The organism is Mucilaginibacter sp. CSA2-8R, from assembly GCF_038806765.1.
Classification (GTDB): domain Bacteria; phylum Bacteroidota; class Bacteroidia; order Sphingobacteriales; family Sphingobacteriaceae; genus Mucilaginibacter.
This window is the reverse complement of sequence record NZ_CP152389.1, coordinates 641808-664488: the sequence shown is the minus strand read 5'-3', so window position 1 is coordinate 664488 and position 22681 is coordinate 641808. Positions and strand designations below refer to the sequence as shown.

At 43.4% G+C, this 22681-nt stretch carries 20 protein-coding genes; 13 read left to right on the top strand and 7 right to left on the bottom strand.

Features of this window, described 5'->3' with window-relative positions:
• Window positions 1-49: 49 nt before the first annotated feature.
• Window positions 50-1408: a hypothetical protein gene (locus AAGR14_RS02820; RefSeq protein WP_342647084.1), complete on the top strand. Its 1359-nt coding sequence runs from the start codon at window positions 50-52 to the stop codon at window positions 1406-1408.
• 78 nt (window positions 1409-1486) lie between these two features.
• On the opposite strand, the gene rplS is transcribed toward AAGR14_RS02820, so the two are convergent.
• The 3 genes from rplS to bshA all read right to left on the bottom strand — a co-directional run bounded on the left by rplS (window position 1487) and on the right by bshA (window position 4232).
• Window positions 1487-1834, bottom strand: coding sequence for a 50S ribosomal protein L19 (rplS, locus tag AAGR14_RS02815; protein WP_342647083.1), 348 nt, complete (start codon window positions 1832-1834; stop codon window positions 1487-1489).
• A 694-nt stretch (window positions 1835-2528) separates the two neighbouring features.
• The gene (locus AAGR14_RS02810; protein WP_342647082.1) at window positions 2529-3011 is read right to left on the bottom strand and encodes a hypothetical protein; all 483 of its coding nucleotides are present in this window, start codon (window positions 3009-3011) and stop codon (window positions 2529-2531) included.
• Between the two features lie 72 nt (window positions 3012-3083).
• Window positions 3084-4232, bottom strand: a complete 1149-nt coding sequence (bshA, locus tag AAGR14_RS02805) for an N-acetyl-alpha-D-glucosaminyl L-malate synthase BshA (protein ID WP_342647081.1) — start codon at window positions 4230-4232, stop codon at window positions 3084-3086.
• 202 nt (window positions 4233-4434) lie between these two features.
• On the opposite strand from bshA, the gene AAGR14_RS02800 reads away from it, so the two are divergent.
• Window positions 4435-4644, top strand: coding sequence for a hypothetical protein (locus AAGR14_RS02800; protein WP_342647080.1), 210 nt, complete (start codon window positions 4435-4437; stop codon window positions 4642-4644).
• A gap of 16 nt (window positions 4645-4660) precedes the next feature.
• Here AAGR14_RS02800 and AAGR14_RS02795 read toward each other — a convergent pair whose 3' ends face one another.
• The 3 genes from AAGR14_RS02795 to AAGR14_RS02785 all read right to left on the bottom strand — a co-directional run bounded on the left by AAGR14_RS02795 (window position 4661) and on the right by AAGR14_RS02785 (window position 8566).
• Window positions 4661-5041, bottom strand: a complete 381-nt coding sequence (locus AAGR14_RS02795) for a VOC family protein (protein ID WP_342647079.1) — start codon at window positions 5039-5041, stop codon at window positions 4661-4663.
• A 77-nt stretch (window positions 5042-5118) separates the two neighbouring features.
• A complete protein-coding gene (locus tag AAGR14_RS02790; protein WP_342647078.1) occupies window positions 5119-6945 on the bottom strand; it encodes a serine hydrolase in 1827 nt (608 codons plus the stop codon).
• Window positions 6932-8566, bottom strand: coding sequence for an amidohydrolase (locus tag AAGR14_RS02785; protein ID WP_342647077.1), 1635 nt, complete (start codon window positions 8564-8566; stop codon window positions 6932-6934). Before AAGR14_RS02785 ends, AAGR14_RS02790 begins: the two co-directional genes overlap by 14 nt.
• Window positions 8567-8736: 170 nt before the next feature.
• Between AAGR14_RS02785 and mutL the strand changes: the two genes are divergently transcribed.
• The 11 genes from mutL (at window position 8737) to pdeM (ending at window position 21469) form a co-directional block, all read left to right on the top strand.
• A complete protein-coding gene (mutL, locus tag AAGR14_RS02780; protein WP_342647076.1) occupies window positions 8737-10602 on the top strand; it encodes a DNA mismatch repair endonuclease MutL in 1866 nt (621 codons plus the stop codon).
• Window positions 10603-10682: 80 nt separating this feature from the next.
• Window positions 10683-11405, top strand: a complete 723-nt coding sequence (locus AAGR14_RS02775; RefSeq protein ID WP_342647075.1) for a rhomboid family intramembrane serine protease — start codon at window positions 10683-10685, stop codon at window positions 11403-11405.
• A gap of 38 nt (window positions 11406-11443) precedes the next feature.
• Complete coding sequence (locus AAGR14_RS02770; protein ID WP_342647074.1) at window positions 11444-12310, top strand: rhomboid family intramembrane serine protease; 867 nt, start codon at window positions 11444-11446, stop codon at window positions 12308-12310.
• Window positions 12300-13418, top strand: coding sequence for an endonuclease/exonuclease/phosphatase family protein (locus AAGR14_RS02765; RefSeq protein ID WP_342647073.1), 1119 nt, complete (start codon window positions 12300-12302; stop codon window positions 13416-13418). The genes AAGR14_RS02770 and AAGR14_RS02765 overlap by 11 nt, the downstream gene beginning before the upstream one ends.
• A gap of 50 nt (window positions 13419-13468) precedes the next feature.
• Window positions 13469-14929: a cysteine--tRNA ligase gene (cysS, locus tag AAGR14_RS02760; RefSeq protein ID WP_342647072.1), complete on the top strand. Its 1461-nt coding sequence runs from the start codon at window positions 13469-13471 to the stop codon at window positions 14927-14929.
• Window positions 14930-15200: 271 nt separating this feature from the next.
• Window positions 15201-16076 (top strand): hypothetical protein, encoded by an 876-nt coding sequence (locus AAGR14_RS02755; RefSeq protein ID WP_342647071.1) that lies wholly within the window; start codon window positions 15201-15203, stop codon window positions 16074-16076.
• Between the two features lie 128 nt (window positions 16077-16204).
• On the top strand, window positions 16205-16978 hold the full coding sequence (locus tag AAGR14_RS02750; protein ID WP_342647070.1) for an ABC transporter ATP-binding protein: 774 nt from the start codon (window positions 16205-16207) through the stop codon (window positions 16976-16978).
• A 22-nt stretch (window positions 16979-17000) separates the two neighbouring features.
• The gene (locus tag AAGR14_RS02745; RefSeq protein ID WP_342647069.1) at window positions 17001-18704 is read left to right on the top strand and encodes a hypothetical protein; all 1704 of its coding nucleotides are present in this window, start codon (window positions 17001-17003) and stop codon (window positions 18702-18704) included.
• A gap of 41 nt (window positions 18705-18745) precedes the next feature.
• The gene (locus tag AAGR14_RS02740; RefSeq protein ID WP_342647068.1) at window positions 18746-20065 is read left to right on the top strand and encodes an APC family permease; all 1320 of its coding nucleotides are present in this window, start codon (window positions 18746-18748) and stop codon (window positions 20063-20065) included.
• A 117-nt stretch (window positions 20066-20182) separates the two neighbouring features.
• Window positions 20183-20728, top strand: a complete 546-nt coding sequence (locus AAGR14_RS02735) for a ferritin-like domain-containing protein (RefSeq protein ID WP_342647067.1) — start codon at window positions 20183-20185, stop codon at window positions 20726-20728.
• Between the two features lie 84 nt (window positions 20729-20812).
• Window positions 20813-21469, top strand: a complete 657-nt coding sequence (pdeM, locus tag AAGR14_RS02730; RefSeq protein WP_342647066.1) for a ligase-associated DNA damage response endonuclease PdeM — start codon at window positions 20813-20815, stop codon at window positions 21467-21469.
• A gap of 2 nt (window positions 21470-21471) precedes the next feature.
• Here the strand turns inward: pdeM and AAGR14_RS02725 are convergent, their stop codons facing one another.
• The gene (locus tag AAGR14_RS02725; protein WP_342647065.1) at window positions 21472-22533 is read right to left on the bottom strand and encodes a hypothetical protein; all 1062 of its coding nucleotides are present in this window, start codon (window positions 22531-22533) and stop codon (window positions 21472-21474) included.
• Window positions 22534-22681: the final 148 nt, after the last annotated feature.

Genomic DNA, 22681 nt, shown 5'->3' with positions numbered 1-22681 from the left:
CACCTGCATTTTATTTGATAAAGTGTTTATCAGTGTCTGCAAATAAATTATGAAATTAAAATACCATTTGCTTTGGATAGCAGCCTGTGCTGCAATGTCTGCTCAGGCACAGATAGGCAAACGTTTCCCGTCTGAACGAAAGATAGTTAAAGACCCGGTAACAGGTACAGTTCTTACTTTTTTAACCAGCACACCGGCAGGCGACAGTAAAATATATCAAACGCATCCGCAGTGGACGGCTGATAACCAGTGGTTGGTATTTAGATCCAACCGCGCCAAAAATGAGGCTTTGGCGGTAAACGAAAAGTCGGGCGATATAGTGCAACTTACCGAAGGAGGCTATACCGGCATGCTTAATCTGGCGCGTAAAAGCATGAAACTATATTTAATGCGTAATGCCGGAGCTGCCGATGCGCCCAAAGGCAGCAATGCATTACAAATAATAGAGGTTGATTTAAATAAAGTACTTACTGACAGCAAACAGGGCAAAATGCAGCCTGCCAACGTTTATCAGCGCATATGTGGCACCATCCCTGCCGAAATGGGTGCCGGCGGCGATATGGCATTGGATGCAGATGAAGATAGAGTATACTTTCATGTAGGTAAAACCGAAGCGGGTAAACATTTAGCCGCCGGTACCAAAATAGAAGGCTCTTTTGGTCCGCGTAATATGGGTGCAGGCCCCAATGGCTTAGCCAGTATGGATATAAAAACAGGCCATATTCAATACATTATATCTGTACCGTTCCAAATCGGGCACATCCAAGTAAACCCCTGGGTACCTAGTGAGATTATTTTTTGCTGGGAAACCGGTGGTAAATCGCCACAACGCACCTGGACAGTAAAAGCCGATGGTACCGGCTTGCGGCCGTTATACCCGGAAGCACCTTACGAATGGGTAACGCACGAGGCCGTTATTACCCCCGACGAAGTAGCTATTGCTATAATGGGCCACCGTAAAATACCAGGTACAGAGGGCAATGTCCTTCCCGGTACGGCGGTTGGAGGTGCTAATCCCGGCCAGGAAAGTGACTGGGGACCATCAGGCACCCGCGAAAAGCCAACCGGATTGGGTATTGTTAATTTACGTACCCGCGAGATGACCATTGCCGGACAAACACCAAGCGGCAGCGGCTTATGGCATGTAGGCGGATCAAAAGACGGACGCTGGGCTGTTGGCGACGATTTTTCGCGTAGTATCTATCTCATTGACCGGCATACCCGCGAAATGATCATGCTCTCGACCGGGCATAAAGCAACAGCGGCCGATCATCCGCACCCTACATTTAGTCCCGACGGAACCCGCATCGAAATACAGTCGGCCATGCTTTCTGCCGATGGTAAATCCATGAATATTTGTATTATACCCGTGCCTGAGGGTTGGCTGAAACGAAAATACGAGCACTAAATATTAAGCACAAAAATCCCGGTACCTTATCAGTTACCGGGATTTATATAATACCTTAAGGCAAGTACCAGCTAAAACTTAAACGCGTTTTGATTTGATACGAGCAGCTTTACCGGTAAGTTCGCGCAGATAGAATAATTTTGCACGACGTACTTTACCGCGGCTGTTTACCTCAATTTTGTCAATGTTTGGAGAGTTAACAGGAAAAATACGCTCAACACCAATACCGTTAGATACTTTACGTACGGTAAAGGTTTCAGTGCTGCCAGCGCTGTTACGTTGAATAACTACACCTTGGTATAGCTGCACACGCTCTTTGTTACCTTCTCTGATTTTATAGTGTACAGTTACAGTGTCGCCTGATTTAAATTCAGGAACTTGCTTTTTTTCAACTGACTGCTCTTCAACAAATTTTACTAAATCCATGATTTTAAGCTCTTAATGCGATTTTTAGCCCCTAAAAATCGGACTGCAATAATAGGAAATTTTCAGGAATAAAAAAACATTGTTTTAAATTTTTGAATATTAATTTCCTGGAGCTTGTTAGTACTTGTAAGCAAGAGCAAAAGTAAATGCAGCAAACATAAACTTGGAGCCCAAATTATAGCAATGTAATACCTTTAACCAACCCCATATTGTTCAATTTCACTTTCCCATGATAACTAAAAGCGCTGCAGTAAAGGTAACAAGCAAAACTCCTATACTAAGCCCGGCGCTAATAGCAACTGCCATTATTAAGTAACTAAACAAGCATCACGAAAATGGTATTCGCTCCTACCTCCTAATTGAATACTTAACATTTTGCACCGGCTGCTTATTGTTGACAATGACGTTGGCTAAAGTTATTACCCTGAATATTGATTAAAGTCCATTATTAATGTTTGGCACCGGATACATTACCGCGTTGCCACAATGTGCATCTTCTTAAGCATAGTTATATTTATATCCGGTAAAAAGATTTTTTAAACCCCGGTATTGCAGAAATTAACAGTGATAGTATTATTCAAAAATAACATTAATTAAAAAGGGCTATATCATGCATAATGATACAGCCCTTTTTAATTAGCTTTATTATTCTGGCACTTGGCAATAACTTCTGATTGCCAAATCACAGGTTTAATTATTGTTTACTGAAGGAGTAAACAACATACCCAGTGCCGCTACCTATGTTTACCGGCGATTTCAGGATCATATTGTTTCCATCGTTGCTGCTTACCATTAGTTGGTAGCCTTGCTGTACATTTTTGGCCTTATCGCCCTCATAAATCTTTTTAAACTGAAACATTTGTCCGTTAGCATCAGCGTTGTTAACCGACCAGTAAATAGTTTGTGATGTTCCGTTAGTTAAAGTATAAATACCGTTACCGCTGTTAGTTAACTTCCAGGTACTGCCTACAAATGCAGAGGGTTTAGCTTGGTCAAATACATTGGATACTGCACTTTCTACCAGCCCGTCGTAGCTTACATTGTTTAACGTCCAGGTGCCGGTAAATTTACCACGGCCAACATTAGATACACCGGTAGCAGCATTTTGGGTTGAACAACCCACCACAGTGAGGCCAATAACTACGGCCATCGCAATAATCTCCAAAATTCGTTTCATATGTTAAGTATAGATGTTGTTACCCGTAAACATAAATCCTGCCAAGCTTGTTTGCAGTACTTGTTTTGAGTATCAGTCTATCGTGTTAAACAGATTGCTTTTGGCAATCACATCCATATAAAAACTCTCGTATTGCGGCAAAATAGTGGCTAAGTCAAACTTACGTGCATGATTAAGCGCATTCTCCTTAAATGTATTCAGGCGATCTTCGTCCTCTAAAATATAAACGGCCTGGTCGGCCATACCATCTAAGTCGGTTACATCACGCAAAAAACCGGTGTAGCCTTCTACATTCAGTTCGGGCAATCCGCCGGCATTACTGCTGATGACGGGCACACGGCAGGCCATGGCCTCTAATGCTGCCAAACCAAAACTTTCTGACTGCGACGGCATCAAAAACAAATCGGATACCGACATAATTTCTTCTACCGCATCCTGCTTGCCCAAAAAGCGTACGTTATGGCTCACACTCAGGTCACGCGCCAATTGTTCACACTCCGGCCGGTCCTGCCCATCACCCACCATTAATAGTTTTGAAGGAATTCGTTCATTCACTTTAGCAAAAATCCGGATCACATCGGGTGTACGTTTTACCCGTCTGAAGTTAGAAGTGTGTACCAGAATTTTTTCGCCTTCAGGCGCAATGGCCTTTTTAAAATGCTCTTTAGGTGTATGGTTAAACCGGCTCAGATCGATAAAATTGGTAATTACCTTAATATCTTTTGTGATTTCGAAATAGCGGTAAGTATCCTTTTTTAAATGTTCAGAAACAGACGTTACCCCATCACTTTGATTAATTGAAAAGGTAACCACGGGCTTATAAGTACGGTCATTACCCACTAAAGTAATATCAGTACCATGCAGCGTAGTAATAACCGGGATATGAATGCCGTAAGTAGCCAGGATTTGCTTGGCCATAAAAGCCGCAGAAGCATGAGGGATGGCATAATGTACGTGCAATACGTCCAGCTTTTCAAACCTTACCACATCAACCAGGCGGCTGGCCAACGCCAACTCATAAGGCGGGTATTCAAACAAAGGGTATTTGCTTACGGCAACCTCATGGTAAAATAAGTTTTCGGAAAAAAAATCGAGGCGTACCGGTTGGTTATAGGTCACAAAATGCACCTGGTGACCGCGATCGGCCAGGCCTTTGCCCAATTCGGTAGCTACAACACCGCTACCCCCAAAGGTTGGATAGCAAACTATGCCAATTTTCATGTAAATGAATTAGATTTAAGTTTGAATGAAGCTACCAAACATTGCGGTGGTTTCACGCCAGCAAGTTTAACAGCATTTTGCGGCAAATGTGTTAAACCCGTGTAAAGTTTAGCGACGCAACAGTGCCTTTATCTACTCTCTATCATAAATATTACAAAGCTGTAAAATAACACTATATTGTACCTGTCACAAACAAACACCTATGGGACTATTTTCGGCCGAAAAACCTAAGCAATACGAAATTGACGGTATTAAATTAGTTTGCATGTTTTGCAAAAACGAAAGCTTTTACACCCGTAAAGAGCAGTTGCAGAGCCCAGCACGAACCATGTTCAATTTAGAATGGACAGACGCCACAGCAACCTGTTTTGCATGCAGCAGTTGCGGTTACCTCCACTGGTTTATGCGATAAACTAAAACTTCATACTTTATTTAACCGAGGTTACCCACCACGTATTGCCGTAAGGATCTGAAATGCCTGCACTGCGACCGTAATCTTGATTGGCGGGTGGCATAATGCTTTTTGCTTGCAGGCCAAGCGCTTTCAAATAAACAGCGTCGCAGTCGTCAACATAAATAAACAAACCAGCTGTTTGCACCGGAAACTCGTTGGTAGCATCGGTAAACATAATGATGCTGCTGCCCAGTTCCATTTCGGCGTGTATAATAGTATACTCATCGCGCATAACCTTCATTTTTTCGGTAGCGCCAAAAACCGCTTGCATAAAATGGAAAAAGCCGGCGGCATTTTTTACAATAAGGTAAGGCATCACCTGCTGATGGCCTTGGGGTATATTTAAGCTTTGCATAAGATTTTACAGGCTGATAACATCTGTAAGTTACTAATATGCAACCATATAAACCAAACTAATCTTAAACTGTAAAATTATGGCTGCAAGCCTTTGGCAATGGCCTCGTAAACCACATCCTGGATACGCGGGCGGATACGACGGCTTACTAGTAATTGCGAGTCTTTAGGGTATACCCTGTTTGACAAAAATATATAAACCAGATTATATTGCGGGTCTACCCAAATGCAGGTGCCGGTATAACCCGTATGCCCATATGTTTGCGGTGACGCCAGGGCCGACGGGTAATGCTTGCTCAAAACCGGATCCCAACGGTCGAAACCTAAACCACGACGACTTACAGCCGATTGCTTGGCTGTGAACTCTTGTACGGTTTCGGGTTTAAAATACTGGATGCCGCCATACGTACCTTTGTTCAGCATCATCTGGAACAGGATGCCCAGATCATTAGCCGAGGCAAACAAACCGGCATGGCCCGAAACGCCGCCTACCATGGCTGCGCCCTGATCGTGCACATAACCTGTTAGTAGCGTATGCCTGAAATAAGTATCGTTTTCGGTAGGGATGATTTGGTCTTTGCTGAAACGGTTACGAGGTAAAAAACCGGCAGTTTGCATGCCCAGCGGATTATAGAAGTTATCCTGCACGTAAGTGTTGAGCGGCGTGGCCGTTACAGTTTCTACAACTTCTTTCATAAAATACATGCTCAAGTCGCTGTAAACGTATACCCCGCGGGCACGTAGCGGCGAGTTAAGCATTTGCGGCCACATTACATCCTTAAAATAGTCTTTACGCATATAATACCCATCGGCTACTTTAGTAGGATAAGCAGCAGACGAATCAGAACTATGATCGCCAACTTTAATACGCTCGTAAAACGGAATGTAAGGAATTAGTCCGGCCTGGTGCAGCATCAGGTCGCGTACCTTAATATTGTTCTTATTGGTATTACGGGCTAATGCCACATAACTGCCCACGGTAGAGTCGAGGTTGAGCTTATTTTGTTCTACCAGCTTCATCACCTCCATAGTAGTGGCAGATATTTTGGTTACCGAAGCAATATCAAAAATATCAGTTATTTTATCGGGCTGCGTTTTATCATAAGTATGATAGCCATAAGCCTTATTAAAAATCACTTTACCATCTTTAGCTACCAACACTACAAAACCGGGGGTAGCCTGATCGTTAACTGCTTCGCGGGCAATAATATCAATAGCTGATAAATTGTCGGCTTTTATGCCTGCTGCCTCGGGGACAGTATATTGTAAACGGGTTTTAGCTGTAAGAAAGCCAGAGCCCAAAGTGTATTTTGATGAAACACCTTTTTGAAGTTTATGCGTAATAGCAACGCCGCCAAAAACAGCCTGTGCTGCATAAGCCGCTGCCACCGCCGAGATACGTGAACACCAGATAACCGGTGTAGTTACGGCATCCAGTTTACTTAAAGCAATACCGCTTCCCCAATAAACTACCACCAGCTTTTTAAGCTTATCATTCATGGTAATAAAATTGATCAGTTGAGTATTGTTTAAATCAATATCGGTAAGCTGTAATACGATGGTATTATAAAGCTTCAGATCATCCGTCAGCTTATCAATCGATTTATAAGTTAACCCGTTAAAGGTTTGCACATGCGTGTATTTGTTCAGTAAACTGTCAAACACCGGTGCGTAGGCATTGGTAAACCTAACGCTTGCTACAGTGCTCTTATCCAAATCCTGCAACGGAACCAGGTTTTGTTCGTTATTTAACAGCACAGTCGACTGTTCTGTCAGTGCTTCTTCAGTAACGTAGGCCGGGCCGGCAGGTAAGGTGAGCAATGGGGGCTGCTGTGCGCAAGCCGTACTTAATAATATAAAACCCGATATAACAACGGTAAACCAACCGTACTTACTTTTTTTCATACACCTTTTCGCCGTTTACATAGGTCTTTAACACTTTGATATGCGGCAGGTTGGCACCTTTGGCCTTCATCAAATCCTGGTCGAGGATAACAAAGTCTGCATATTTACCTACCTCGATACTTCCTTTTTCTTTCTCCTCAAAATTAGCACGTGCTGCCCAAATGGTCATACCACGTAATGCTTCGATTCTTTTTAAGGCATTTTCCATCTGGAAGCCGTTAGCCGGAAACCCTTTCAAATCTTTACGTTCGGTAGCAGCGTAAAAGGTATACAGCGGGTTGATATTTTCTACCGGGAAATCGGTACCCAAAGGCAGCCAGCCGTTTTGTTGCAGCAATTGCTTATACGCGTAGGATGTTTTTAAACGCTGTGCCCCCAAACGCTCGCCGGCCCACGACATATCTGAGGTAGCATGAGTAGGCTGTACGGAAGGCACGACATTATTTTGGCCAAAATATTTAAAGTCGGCGGTATCAATCACCTGCGCATGTTCAATACGCCACCGGCGGTCGTTTTTGCCTTGCAAAACGCCAGCATATATTTTCAAGATTACCCGATTAGCCGAATCGCCGATGGCATGGGTACACATCTGGAAGCCTTTAGATGCAATGCGCTGAGCCACCTCCTCAAAATGCTTTTGACTGCTCAGTAAAAAGCCTTTCCAGCCTTTTTGGTCACTGTAATCATGTAATAAACAAGCCCCTCTTGAGCCTAATGCACCATCGGCATATACTTTAAATGACCTGACATTTAGGCCCGGTGTTTTGTAAGCCCCACGATTAAACAGGTATTTAATGTTCTCTTCATTATCAGACAGCATCACGTACATGCGCATCTTTAACGCTTTTTTATGCTGCAGTTCGTTAATGGTATTAATCATCGGATAATCCAGACCGCAATCATCTACCGTGGTTAAGCCTACCGCAAAGCAGTTGCGTTGTGCATCCAACAAAGCTGCCTGTACTTGTGCATCATTAGGTTGTGGTATTTTATGGGTAACCAGGTCAACTGCATTATCTACCAATATACCGGTAAGTTTATTGTTAACCGTTTGAATTTGTCCGCCTTCAATTTTTTGCCCGGCTTTAATACCCGCAATATTCAGGGCGGCCTGGTTGGCAATTACAGCATGGCCATCTACCCGGTTTAATACCACTGGTCTTACCGGAAAGAGCGAGTCCAGTTTAGCTTTATCCGGAAACTGCTTTTTTGCCCAGTCGTTTTGATCCCAGCCACGGCCAATAATCCAGCCTTCTTCAGAGCGTCCGGCATAGGCTTGCACCGAGTCGATAATCTCGTCCCAACTTTTAGTGTTTTCCAGGTTTACCTCTTGTAAGCCTAAGCCATAACGGTAAAAGTGAGTATGCGCATCAATAAAGCCCGGATAAACAGCTTTGCCTTGCGCATCAACTGTCTCACGTGCGGTATATATTTTTTCTAAACTATCGGCTTTACCAACGGCTACTATTTTACCGGCGTTTACTACAAAAGCCTGTGCCTTGGTAAAACTACTGTCAACCGTGTAAACAACGGCGTTTTTAATCAGCAAGTCGGCATTATATTCTTTTTGCTTACAAGCCGTAAAAAGTGCCAGTAAAAGCACGGGCCATATTTTTCTCATAACTGCATCTTATACCTCCCCGCCGCTAAAAAAGCAGCCTACTATAACCTGATTATAAAAACCCCTTGCTCTGGGAGGATTAAGCGGGGATTTATATATACAACGTTTCAAAGGTAAAGTTATGCCGGCAAATTTTTAATTTAGGCCCTGAAATTGGAGGGATTTTTTTGATGTCAGATATTATTCAGCTTTTACCGGATGCCGTAGCCAACCAGATTGCCGCAGGCGAAGTAGTGCAACGGCCGGCCTCGGCGGTAAAAGAACTGGTGGAAAATGCTATCGATTCCGGCGCAGATAAAATCCAGCTTATTTTAAAAGATGCCGGCAAAGCACTTATCCAGGTGATTGATAATGGCTGCGGTATGAGCATTACTGATGCGCGGATGTGTTTTGAGCGCCATGCTACCTCCAAGATCCGTAAAGCCGACGATTTATTTGCCATACGCACTATGGGTTTTAGAGGCGAAGCCATGGCATCTATTGCGGCTATTGCCCAGGTGGAGATGAAAACCCGGCGGCACGAGGACGAACTGGGCACCTGCATTTGCATCGAAGGCTCAGAAGTAATCAGCCAGGATGCCTGTGCTACCAGCGGCGGCACATCTATATCGGTTAAAAACCTTTTTTATAACACTCCTGCCCGGCGTAACTTTTTAAAAAGCAACCCGGTTGAGCTTCGCCATATTATTGATGAGTTTCAGCGCGTGGCGCTTGCCCATCCGCAAATATTTTTTACGATGCATCATGAGGGGCAGGAAGTTTACCACTTGCCTGCTGCGCAGCTAAAGCAACGTATTATGCATCTGTTTGGCAACAGCTACAACCAACGTTTGGTTCCGGTTGAAGAAGATACGACTATTATTAAACTGCGTGGCTTTGTGGGCAAACCCGAGTTTGCCAAGCGTACCCGCGGCGAGCAGTTCTTTTTTGTAAACAACCGTTTTATACGCGACAATTACCTGAACCATGCAGTAATGACGGCTTTTGAGGAATTACTGCCCGAAGATACTTACCCATTGTATGTATTGTTTATTGATATTGATCCGAGCAAAATTGACATCAATGTACATCCTACCAAAACAGAAATCAAATACCAGGACGAAAAGGCGATTTACGCCATCATCCGGTCGGCTGTAAAACGTTCACTGGGTCGTTACAACATTACACCTACGCTTGATTTTGACCAGGAAAACAGCATAGAACATCTGATTACCCACAAGCCTCTGGAGCAAATTACCCCGCCGGGCATCACCTTTAACCCGAATTTTAATCCGTTTGATACCGACGAAAAAAAGCCTGTCGTAAGGCAAAGCAGCAGTTACCAGGAGTTTAACAACCCATATAAAGCCGGTATACCGCAAAACTGGGAAACCTTATATGAAATAAGTAAACAGGAAAAAGAACAGCATCAAACCGAAATACTGCCCGACCATAGTTTTGAGGTAAACAGCGAAGCTGTAAGCAAACCCAGCGAGAGGCAGCTGTTTCAAATTCATAACCGGTACATACTTTCGCAGATTAAATCGGGCTTTATGCTTATTAACCAGCAGGCAGCACACGAGCGTATATTATATGAACGTTTTTTGCAGCAATTGCAAAACCATTCGGGTACCAGCCAGCAAAGCTTATTCCCACAAACGGTTACATTAAACGGCAGCGACTTTGCACTGCTCAAAGAATTACTTCCGGACATTAAAGCGCTTGGTTTTGACATTCGCGAATTTGGGAAAAATACGGTGGTGGTTGATGGCATTCCGGCCGATGTTAACCAGGGGAGCGAGCATCAATTATTGGAGCATTTGCTGGAGGGATTTAAAAACAATCTGGCTATATTAAAGTTAGATAAGCGCGACACGTTAGCACGTACGCTGGCCCGAAATGCTGCTACCAAAGCAGGCACCCGGTTAAGCCTCGAAGAGATGAATTTACTCATCGACCAGCTTTTTGCCTGCCAGATGCCTAACCTCGCACTAAATGGCAAACCCGTTATCAGCACGTTTACCTTAAACGAACTGGCCGACAGGTTTGAAAAATAATGGTTTGAATTAAGGACTTAAGATAAAAAGCATAATGGGCTTGCCGGCCTGGATACGGCCAGGCCCGTTTACCCATACCTATGAGCGCATACAGGCAAAACCCATTAGACAACCTTACCCCGGTTGTTAAAAATCTACTTATCCTTAATGTTATATTTTTTTTGGGTAACTGGTTTCTGCAGCATTCCGGCTTAAATTTTGAGCCTTACCTGGCAGCACATTACTTTAATGCACCTATTTTCAGGGCTTGGCAAATCATCACCTACATGTTTATGCATGGAGGCTGGATGCATATTTTCTTTAATATGTTCGCCTTGTTTACTTTGGGGCCGGCGCTGGAGTATGCCATGGGGCCCAAGCGTTTTCTACAATTTTATTTTATTACAGGTATTGGTGCATTAGCACTACAAATGCTGGTGCAAGCCTTTGAAGTTTATCAGGTAATCGGTACATTTACAGTGCCTCACGGCGATATCAGGCCTTATTTTGCCCAGCCCGGCTTCAATAAACTGGAAGAAATTTATTCTCCTTTTAGCGGGATAGTTGGTGCATCAGGTGCTATATTTGGTTTACTGGTAGCCTTTGGTATGCTGTTCCCTAACATCGAACTGTTTATAATGTTTATCCCGCTGCCGGTTAAAGCCAAGTATTTTGTGATTGGGTATATACTTATTGAGTTATATTCGGGTATTGCGCAAAGCCCGGGCGATTCGGTAGCACACTGGGCACATTTAGGTGGCGCATTATTTGGGTTTATTTTAATAAAAATTTGGGGCATGCGCAAGCCAAACAATTTTTATTAACATATGTAAGTTATGTAATTAAACAGGTCTTCACTTTTATGAACTCGCTTTGGCAAGATATACGTTATAAGCTGCTGCAATCGGGCAGTCGCATTAACCTGCTTATAGGTATTAACGTACTGGTGTTTTTACTAATAAACGTTCCGGCTACTTTATTTCGCCTGATGGGCAACGGCATCCTCGATAATTTTTCGAATGAATATCTTGCCCTGCCATCATACCTACCCCGACTGGCTACCCATTTCTGGACGCCGGTTACTTATATGTTCATGCACCATGATATTTTTCACATACTTTTTAATATGCTCTGGCTGTTTTGGATGGGTCAAATTTTTGAAGAATATCTGGGTAATAAACGCTTGGTTAGCCTATATATCATGGGTGGACTGGCCGGAGCGTTGTTCTATGTATTAGCCTACAACTTTTTCCCGCTGTTTAGTGAAAGTGTATCAGTTGCTACAGTAATTGGGGCATCGGCCAGTGTAATGGCTATCGTGGTTGCTACAGCTACCTTGTTGCCTAATTATACCATCTACCTCATGTTCATAGGCCCTGTTAAATTAAAATGGGTTGCCATATTTTATGTCATTATTGACTTTTTAAGCATCACCGGCCCTAACGCCGGCGGCGAAATTGCCCACCTGGGTGGTGCCTTATTAGGGTTTATTTACATTAAGCAACTTAAAGGTGGCCGCGACTGGAGCCGCTCGGTAGATAGTATGTTTACTCCACGTCCTAAAGTTAAAGTTGTATCGCAAAACAAAAGTTACCAGCAGCAAACTACTTCTGCCCCTCGTCAGGAAGAGATTGACCACATTTTAGACAAAATTTCGCATAGTGGTTACGAAAGCCTGAACAAGCACGAGAAAGAGGTTTTGTTCCGCGCAAGTAAAAATGAGGGCTAAGAAAAAACGGTTCGGTTTTATTGATAAAATTTTATTGTGGCTCAGCTATTTACTGGGCTTTGCCTTGCTGGTAAGTTACCTGGCGCCCATCACCGATCCGCGCAAATTTTGGCCGGTTGCATTTTTTGGCTTGGCCTATCCTTTTTTGCTTCTCGGTAACCTGATAATAATGGCCTACTGGCTGCTGCGTAAAAGCAAATACATTTTACTGCCACTGGTTTGTATTGTACTGGGGTGGGGCGTGTTAAAAGCTAATTTCGGTTTCAGGTTTAAGAACCAAGAAACCAGCAGCAAAACCAAGCCGAATGGCTTACGGATTATGACTTACAATGCGCATAACTTTAAACGTTACGGTGCAGAAAACGATCCCCAAACCAGCCATAGTATGCTGCTTATGATTAGCGAAGAACAGCCCGACATCATAGGCATTCAGGAGTTTTTTTCGCGTAAACGAGGGCAGTATGCGCTCAAAGATTCGATGAAGAAGATTATGCAATCCGATCATTACTTCTTTAAACCCTTTAATTTAAATACAGGACGAGAAAGCACCGGGTTAGCTATATTTTCTAAATACCCGATTGTAAATCAAGGCGACATTATGCTGTCTGAAGGTGGCAGCGGTAACCAATGTGTATTTGCAGACATCAAAAAACTTAACGATACCATTCGCTATTACAACGTTCACCTGCAATCTATCAGGTTTGATTCGGATGATTACACTTACCTCAGCAAAGTATCCACTCATGGTAAAACAGACATCAGTTCGTCTATACGCATTGGCGGCAAGTTAAAGCGTGCCTTTGTTAAGCGTAGCGAACAAGTATTCAAAATTAAATCACATGCTGCACTATGCCGCTACCCCTACATTATTGCCGGCGATTTTAACGATACCCCTGCCTCATTTGCCGTAAACCAAATGGCTAAAGGCATCAACAATGCTTTTTGCGAAAAGGGTTCGGGCTTTGCACGCACTTACAACGGCAGTTTCCCTAATTACCAGATAGATTACATTATGGCCAGCAGCGGATTTTCGGTTGACAGCTACCATATTGTACAAAAACGCTTTTCAGACCATTACCCTGTTTGCAGCAATTTGCTGTTAAAGTAAGCCATCCATTTACTCATCAACGCTTAATTAAAAATTGTAAGTTTGCGCACATGAAACAAACTGTTTTTGTTTACAATACCTTAACCCGTACTAAAGAAGAATTTATACCTCTTAATATGCCTCACGTGGGCATGTATGTTTGCGGTCCTACCGTATACAGTGATGCGCACTTAGGTAACGCCCGCACTTATATATCGTTCGACCTTATTTTCAGATATCTTACCCATTTAGGTTACAAAGTACGCTATGTGCGTAATATTACCGACGCCGGACACTTAGAAGGTGATGCCGACCAGGGTGAAGATAAAATCTCTAAAAAAGCTAAACTGGCGCAGTTAGAGCCTATGGAGATTGTACAAAAATACAGTACTGGCTTTCATGACGTAATGCGTGAGTTTAACGTGTTGCCGCCAAGCATTGAGCCTACCGCCACTGGCCACATCATTGAGCAAATTGAACTAGTAAAAATTATGCTCGAAAATGGCTTCGCCTACGAGGTAAACGGTTCAGTTTATTTTGACGTAGAAAAATATAACAGCACTAATGATTATGGCGTTCTGAGCGGCCGTCATCTCGAAGATTTGCTTAACAATACCCGCACCCTGGGCGGGCAGGATGATAAACACGGCAAGCTTGATTTTGCTTTATGGATTAAAGCCAAGCCGGAACATTTAATGAAATGGCCATCACCCTGGAGCGTGGGCTTTCCGGGCTGGCATTTAGAGTGCTCGGCCATGAGCCATAAATACCTGGGTGAGCAATTTGATATTCATGGCGGCGGCATTGACCTGATACCTACCCACCACACCAACGAGGTGGCTCAAAACAATGCCTGCTACGGTAAAAACCCGGCCAAATACTGGATTCACACCAACATGCTTACGGTGAATGGGCAAAAAATGTCAAAATCGTTAGGTAACAGTTTTTTACCACACGAGCTTTTTAGCGGCAATAATAGCATCCTGAATAAAGGCTACAGCCCGATGACGGTACGCTTTTTTATGTTGCAGGCTCACTACCGCAGCACGCTCGATTTTAGTAATGATGCCATGGAAGCTTCGGAAAAAGGTTTTAAACGCCTGATGAATGCTTACACATTATTGGATGGCCTGCAGGCATCAGCACAAACTGAGGTAGAGATACAACCCATACTAAACAGTTGCTACCAAGCCCTGAATGACGATTTTAACAGCCCGATTTTGATTGCCGAACTATTTGAGGCTTCGCGCATCATCAACTCGGTACATGATGGCAAACTGAAAATTGATGCAGAAAATCTTGAGCTGTTAAAAACGTTAATGCAAACCTTCGTAACTGATATTTTAGGGCTAAAAAATGAGCAGACCAGCAGCGACGAATTGCCCAAGGTGATTGATTTTATTGTTAACCTGCGCAGCGAAGCCAAAACCAATCGCGATTACGCTACATCTGACAAAATACGCGATGGTCTGCAGAAAGTTGGGTTTCAGTTAAAAGACAGTAAAGAAGGTACTACCTGGAATAAGATATAGACTTACTGTAATTAACAGGTTACAAAAAGCTGTTTACAACGCTTTTTCAACCTAATGCGATTACATTTGAAGCAGGCTTAAAAACCATTGCTTTGGATGTTATTAGAGAAGTGGGATGATTAAAACACTATTGATTATCAACAACTAAAAAACAAGACTGTAGCCTTTAACAATAAAATGCAAAAACTTAAGTTAAGGCTATAGTCACAATTTCTTTAAAATAAGCCATCGTTTCCGAACGAAAAAAATGAATTTGGGCTTCAATCTAACTATGAAAATGAATAAAGCTATACTCGCCATTGCCGCTTTTAGTTGCACTATGGGCACTGCATTTGCACAAAAAGCTGCCACCGTACAAACAGTTATACAAGCCGAAGACGACTTTGTAAAACTGGCCGCCCGCAAAGGTATCAAAGAAGCTTTTTTAACGGTTACCGATCCGGAGGGTATTGTATTTAAACCGGACGTTATTAAAACCACCGATTTTTACGGTAAAATAGATAAGCAGCCCGGCACCTTAACTTGGCAGCCAAAATATGCCCGCATATCTGCCAATGGCGATTTGGCTTTTACCGCCGGCCCATACGTTTATCAAAACGGCAAAACCGAAGACGATAAAGTTTATGGCGACTATGTATCCATCTGGAAACTGGACCAAATAAGCAACCGCCTTAAACTAGTGACTAATTTAGGCATACAGCACCCGCAAAGTGCCGCTGCACAAACTACTGATGTTAAAGAGCCGGTACAAACTACTAAGGTAGCTGCCAGCGTTGACCCTTTTAAATCAAAAGGCGTTGTTTTAACTAATGACCGCCAGTTTAACCAAGGCCTTAAAATATCTACGGTTGGCACATACAAGGAGTTCCTTACGCCCGAAGGTCGCTTGTACTTCCCGGGTTTTGACCCGATGGTAGGCATTGATAAAACCTTGAAGTTTATGGCCAATCAAGCCATCAGTATTACTGCCGAAACCTTAAATGGCGGCCGTGCCAGCAGCAATGATTTAGCGTATACTTATGGCCGTGCCCGTATACGCAAAGGCAACATCGTAAGCAATTACTATTATGTACGCCTTTGGGAGCAGGATGCCCAGCACCGCTGGAACGTTATACTCGAAATACTCTCGGCTGTTGAAAACGAATAGCTATTTAACAAATAATCAAAAGCCTGCTTTACCGCAGGCTTTTTTTATGCTGTAACATTTAGTTACCGTTATCATCTAATTAAGCGCAGTGATATTCTTTTTTGTACATTCACGCAAATGATATTTTCATGAATCAGGCTCCCATCATTCAGATACGCAACCTTTCCAAATCTTACGGTTCCAAATTAGTGCTCAAAAACTTGTCGCTCGATATTTATCCGGGGCAGGTTATCGGCTACATAGGGCCTAACGGTGCCGGTAAATCAACTACGGTTAAAATTTTAACCGGCCTTATTCCCGAGTTTAGCGGGGAGGTAGTAGTGGATGGTATCAGCATGCAGGATAACCCGCAGGAAATTAAAAAAAGGATTGGTTACGTACCCGAAAATGCGGAGTTATATGAGGTGCTGACGCCTATGGAATACCTTGATTTTATAGGCAAGCTCTATGGGTTGGATGAAGACCTGATCCAAAGCCGTGCACAAAAGCTACTGACGGCTTTTGGCCTGGGCAACAACATTAACGACCGGATGGATACCTTTTCGAAAGGGATGCGGCAAAAGGTATTGCTCATCTCGGGCATCATCCATAATCCGCAGATTATTATACTGGATGAGCCGCTTTCGGGTTTAGATGCCAATGCAGTGATTATGGTGAAAGAACTGATTACCCGTTTATCGCAAGAAGGCAAAACCATATTTTACTGCTCACACGTGATGGATGTGGTTGAAAAAGTATCAGACCGTATACTGCTCATTAACAAGGGTGACATTATTGCCGATGGCACTTTCGAGTCACTCAAGCAAGACCACTCTGATACACTCGAACAGGTATTTGCGCACTTAACAGGCCGCACCGAATCGGCCAGTGAAACTGATGCGATTATAAACGCTTTCGACTAAACCTAAACATCTTGTTACCGGCATGAATACTTTAATGTTACGCATGGTAAGCGCTTTGATGCCTTTTTTAGAGCGCACCGGCGTTGATACTTACCAGCTTTATCAAATACTGCGCATCAAATTAATGATGGACGACCGCCGGCCAAGCGTAATGTTTGCGGGCAGGCGCAAGGAAAATGCCACCGGCAAAACATCAAACCCTTGGCTGGTTTCAATCGGCACGGTAGTAATGGGTATTCTGACCGGATTTGTACTGATTGCGTTCAAAGGCCCGCTGATAGCACAAACCGTATATTTCTCAATGTTTATGGTACTAATGGCAATGACGCTAATTGCCGATTTTACCAGTGTGCTGCTTGATGTGCGCGACCAGTACATCCTGCTTCCCCGCCCGGTTGACGACCGTACGCTGACCATATCGCGTATACTGCACATCAGTGTTTATGTATTTAGGCTGGCCCTGCTACAAGGCTTAGGCGGGCTGGTGATTATCGGTTTTATGGATGGATTGCCTGCGGTTCCGTTATTTCTTATACAACTTGTACTGATTACGTTTCTCAGTATATTACTGGTCAACGTAGTGTACCTCGTTATGATGCATACGGTATCGCCCGAAAAGTTTAAGGACATTATCAGCTATTTTCAGATTGTTTTTTCGGTAGTTATTTTCGGCTGTTACTACCTGCTGCCACGCGTTATTGATTTTACCAGCCTGGTACAAATTGACTTAACGCAAAAAGTATGGGCCTATTTTTTACCGCCGGTTTGGATAGCCTCCCTTAACGAAGTACTCATTCATCCTTCGCGTGCCACGTTGCTTACCAGTTTGCTGGCTATCCTCGGCATCACAGTGCCTGTAGCCGGTTTATGGTTAGTTGCTAAAGTACTGGCTCCCGGCTTTAACAAAAGGCTGGCCATAGCGGCCACCTCCGATGGTAATGCATCTGCCCCCAGCGTGCCCACCCCTACCGGCAATACCCAAACCAAACCCTCATTAGTTAACAAGCTGGCTAACTGGCTGGCCCCTGATCCGGTCGAAAACGCAGGTTTTCGGATTACCTCAAAACTGGCTGCCCGCATACGCGAGTTTAAAATAAAAGTATACCCGGCACTGGCTTACGTACCTATTTACTTTTTGTATTTCGGACTAAATGGTAAAGGCAGTATGGACGAACGATTTGATAAAATACAATCCGGCTCGAGTTATATATTTCTGGTGTACCTCAGCACCTTCGTACTATCCTCTATATTACAAAATATCTCCTACTCCGAAAAATTTAAACCTGCGTGGGTTTATTATGCCTTGCCTGTTACCCAGCCCGGTAAAATACTTTCGGGCATGTATAAAGCGGTGGTTACACTTTACTACTTGCCTTATTGCTTTATCATTGGCTTGGTAGGCGTTGTTATCTGGGGACCGAAGGTGATTAACGATATTATTCTGGCATCAGTTATCGGTATGATTTACGGGTTGCTGATGGCTTTGTTTATGGTAAAAGGCTTGCCGTTTTCTAAACCGGTATTGCTTAAACAATCGGGTGGCCGCGTGGTTTCTTCGCTGCTCATCACCGGACTAATCGGTGCAGTAGGTTTTGGCCATTATTTGCTGTCGCGGTGGGAAACCGTCATTTGGATTTTGATTATCCCGGCAGTTGCCGTTTACTGGCTTATGCTTTATTACTATAAACGCCAGGGTTGGGACAGCATTGAGTTAGAGGAGTTTTAACACGGTTTATAAACCTGAAATATTTACTATTTTTAGGACTTATGCCCGCACAACCACCGCCCAAAAAGCTCCGCTTTTTACAGTTAGTATTTATCATATTTTTTACCGTATCGGGCGGGCCTTACGGACTAGAACCTTTGCTCACTTATGCAGGTGAGCATGGCGCTTTGCTACTGCTCATCGTCACTCCACTGCTATGGGACGTACCTGCCATTTTTACTGTAATGGAGCTTAACAGCATGATGCCTGTTACCGGCGGTTATTACGAGTGGGTAAAATATGGCTTAGGCAGCCGATGGGGATTTTATGAGGGCTGGTGGACCTGGATTTATACTTTTGTTGACCTAGCCATTTATCCGGTGTTGTTTGTTGGGTATGCTGCTTATTTTTTTCCCGGGTTAGAACATCATAAAGCCTTAGTTTGCCTTTGTGTCATCTGGAGCCTGGCAGGCTTAAATATATTGGGTATTGTACAGGTGGGCCGGGCATCAGTAATATTCAGTATATTAGTATTAAGTCCTTTCCTTATTTTGTTTGTGTTGTTCATTAGCCAGCATGGCTTGGGCCATGTACCGCAGCCGGGTTTGCAAGGCATCACTTTTCCGTCGCTCGGCATGGCTTTATACACCGTAATGTGGAATTGTTTGGGTTGGGATAATATTACTACCTATGCGCCTGAAGTTGAGCAACCGGTACGTTCCTATTTAAAAGCGATTGCCATAGCTTTTGTATTGGTGATGGTAGTTTATGTTTTAGCCATTTTGATTGCCTTACAATCAGGCATAAGTGCACAGTTGTTAACCGATAAAGGCTTTCCGTTGCTGGGCTCTAATTTGGGCGGGCATTGGCTGGGGGCGTTGTTTGCAGCCGGCGGCATGGCCAGTGGGTTAGGTATTTACACAGCGGTTTTGCTATCGGTTTCAAGAGTACCGCAGGCTATGGCTACCGATAATTTATTGCCCGCCTATCTGCACCGCTTGCACTCGCGCTTTCATACGCCTTATGTATCCATCATACTCTGCTCGGTAGTGGTAAGTTTTATGGTGTTGTGGACATTTTCTGAACTGCTGATTATTGATGTAACGGTTTATGGCGCCGGTTTGTCGCTTGAATATATCACCCTTATTACCTTAAGATTAAAAGAACCCGACCGGCCCCGGCCTTTTAAAATCCCATTAAATGTAAGCGGATTGTGTATGGTGCTATTGTTACCGCTATCGGTTTATATTATTGCCCTGGTTGCTGCTTTTAACTCAGACGGTAGCGGTATTACACCGGCGTTGTTTGCCATTGCAGCCCTCATTACCGCTGAGTTAGCCTGGCAGTTAGCCAAAAGGCGCAGAGCTACCATCGTACCATAAATATCAATTTGTTTCTTATAATAGAAATACATTTCGTCGTAATCCACATAATGTTAATAATTAGTTAAAACCGATGTATATTCTTCATGTTAAACCTATACATAAAAAATTTACATCATGGCAACTACCAAAAAAAAACAACCAGAAAATACTGACAATGTAGAAGAGTCGGCTTTAAAAGAATTATTCGTTGACGAATTGAAAGACATTTACTGGGCCGAAAAACACTTATCTAAAGCATTAGTGAAACTGGCAAAAGCAGCAACTTCTGAAGAACTGCGCAGCGCATTAGAAACTCATAAAGCAGAAACTGATAATCAAGTAGCCCGCCTGGAGCAGGTATTTGAAATAATTGACGAAAAAGCAGCCGCAAAAAAATGTGATGCTATGGAAGGCCTGATTGCCGAATCGGAAAGCATTGTAGAAGATACCGAAGACGGCTCTATTACCCGTGATGCAGGTATTATCTCGGCAGCGCAAAAATCAGAACATTACGAGATTGCCTCATACGGTACCTTGCGTACACTGGCAAACACATTAGGCTATAACGAAGCTGCCCAATTATTAGAAGAAACATTGGCCGAGGAGAAAAAAACTGATGAGTTATTGACTCAACTTGCTGAAAGCACTATTAATGTGAACGCCAAAAGCGAAAAAGCATAAGCATTAAACACTAACTATATTAGCAAAAAGTCTGGCTCATAGAGCCGGACTTTTTGTTTTTTATCTATCTTTGCACCCATTAAGATGAGTGTAGGGTTGAACTTTAATTTACTGGGCGAAAGTTTGCTACTGCTGCCCGAGAGGGCCATTTACTGGGAGCAGCAAAAAGCGCTATTAGTAGCTGATGTGCATCTGGGCAAAACCGGGCATTTCCGTAAAGCAGGCATTGCCGTTCCCCAGCAAGTTGCACACGAAGATTTGTATACACTTACGCAACTCGTTAACCGGCACCATCCCGAAAAAATTTACTTTTTAGGTGATCTTTTTCATAGCGAGATGAATGCCGACTGGCATAGCTTTGCTCAATGGCGTAGCCTGTTCAGTGATGTGGATATGCAGCTGGTAATGGGCAACCACGATATTATTACCGAGCAGCACTACCATGATTTGGATGTATCTACCCATCAGCAGCTTGAAGCCGGTCCGTTTTTAATGCTCCACCACCCGCAAAACCAGGATTGTTTAAATCGGCACCAGCAATATATTTTTTGCGGCCACATTCATCCCGGCGTTAAACTGGTAGGTAAAGGCCGCCAGGCTATCACCCTGCCCTGCTTTGCTTTTAGCCAGCGGCAAGCCATCCTGCCTTCCTTTGGCAAATTTACCGGTCGCGTGGCTATGCGCCATCAGCCCAGCGACCAGGTTTTTGGCATTTTGCCCGAAAAGGTGTTTCCTGTTTAAGGTTATCGCTTGCTCAGATAATCATTAATGGTAGCTTCCAGTTTACCAAAATCAACGTCGCGCTGTACTATCTGCCATTTGCCGTTGAGTATATAATAAGTAGGCACTTTGGTTATAGCCCAACGCTCGGCATCAGCAGAATCATCGCCTTTTAGATCGCTGTACTGCGGCCAGCTAAGTTTGTCATCGGCAATGGCTTTTGTCCACCACTCCCTTTTTGTATCCATCGAAATGCTGATGAAGCCAACTTTGCTCACATCTACATTTTTTAACAAGCTTTTTATCATATCCTGATGATTTAACCGACTTACCTGATTGCCTGCCTTCCAAAATTCTACCACATAAACTCTTTTGTTGAGCTGACTTTGATCAAATGCTTTTCCGTCGGGTGTTTTGCCGGCAATACCGGGGCCTGTTGCACCAGGAAGTAACTTCATCATTACACCCAACTTATTACCTATAAACTTACCTTCTTCGGTATTCTTAACATCAGTGTTAAGCTTGCTATAGATGGCGCTGTACGCTTCGGCATCCTTTTCATAATTCAGGCCGAGCATCAGGTGAGCAGCAGCTTTACTGTCCGGGTGTTGCTTTATAAAGCTCTGGAAAGCCTCAAGCTTTAATTTATCCATGTCCAGCTTTTCTCTGATGCCAAACACGGAGTTCATCTTTTTCTCAATAATTTTCTCCTGCGTAGTGTAGTAAGCAGTCAGGTCGTTCTGGATAGCCGATGAAGATTTGATGTTGGGATATTGATCCAGGTGTTTAACACTCGCCTCTATAGTATATTGACCCGGCTCCAGGTAAACTTCAACCGGAGCAGCTTTTTCCCCGTTTTTTTGTAAGGTAAACGAGCCGTAACCTTTATTTTCAAGGATGGTATCTATTTTAAAAGTTCCGTTGGTTATGTTCTGCCCGGCTAAATTCTGCCCGGCAGAATCGGTCACTAAAAAGGTGCCATCGTTTAACCCCGGAACGTTACCGCTAAAAGTAATATGCGGCTGTTTGGTGGTGCAACTGGCAACCATCAAAACGCCTGCAAAAATAAGGAAATAATTCTTCATGCAATGAGTGTAGGACAAGAGCGAATATAGGCTTAAACCCTATAAATAAGTGATATTTGTTCATATTTTTAGAATGTTTCTAAATAGACAATATCTTGACATTAGCTTAAAACTGTTATCAGTAATCGGGTTATATTAAATATTTTTG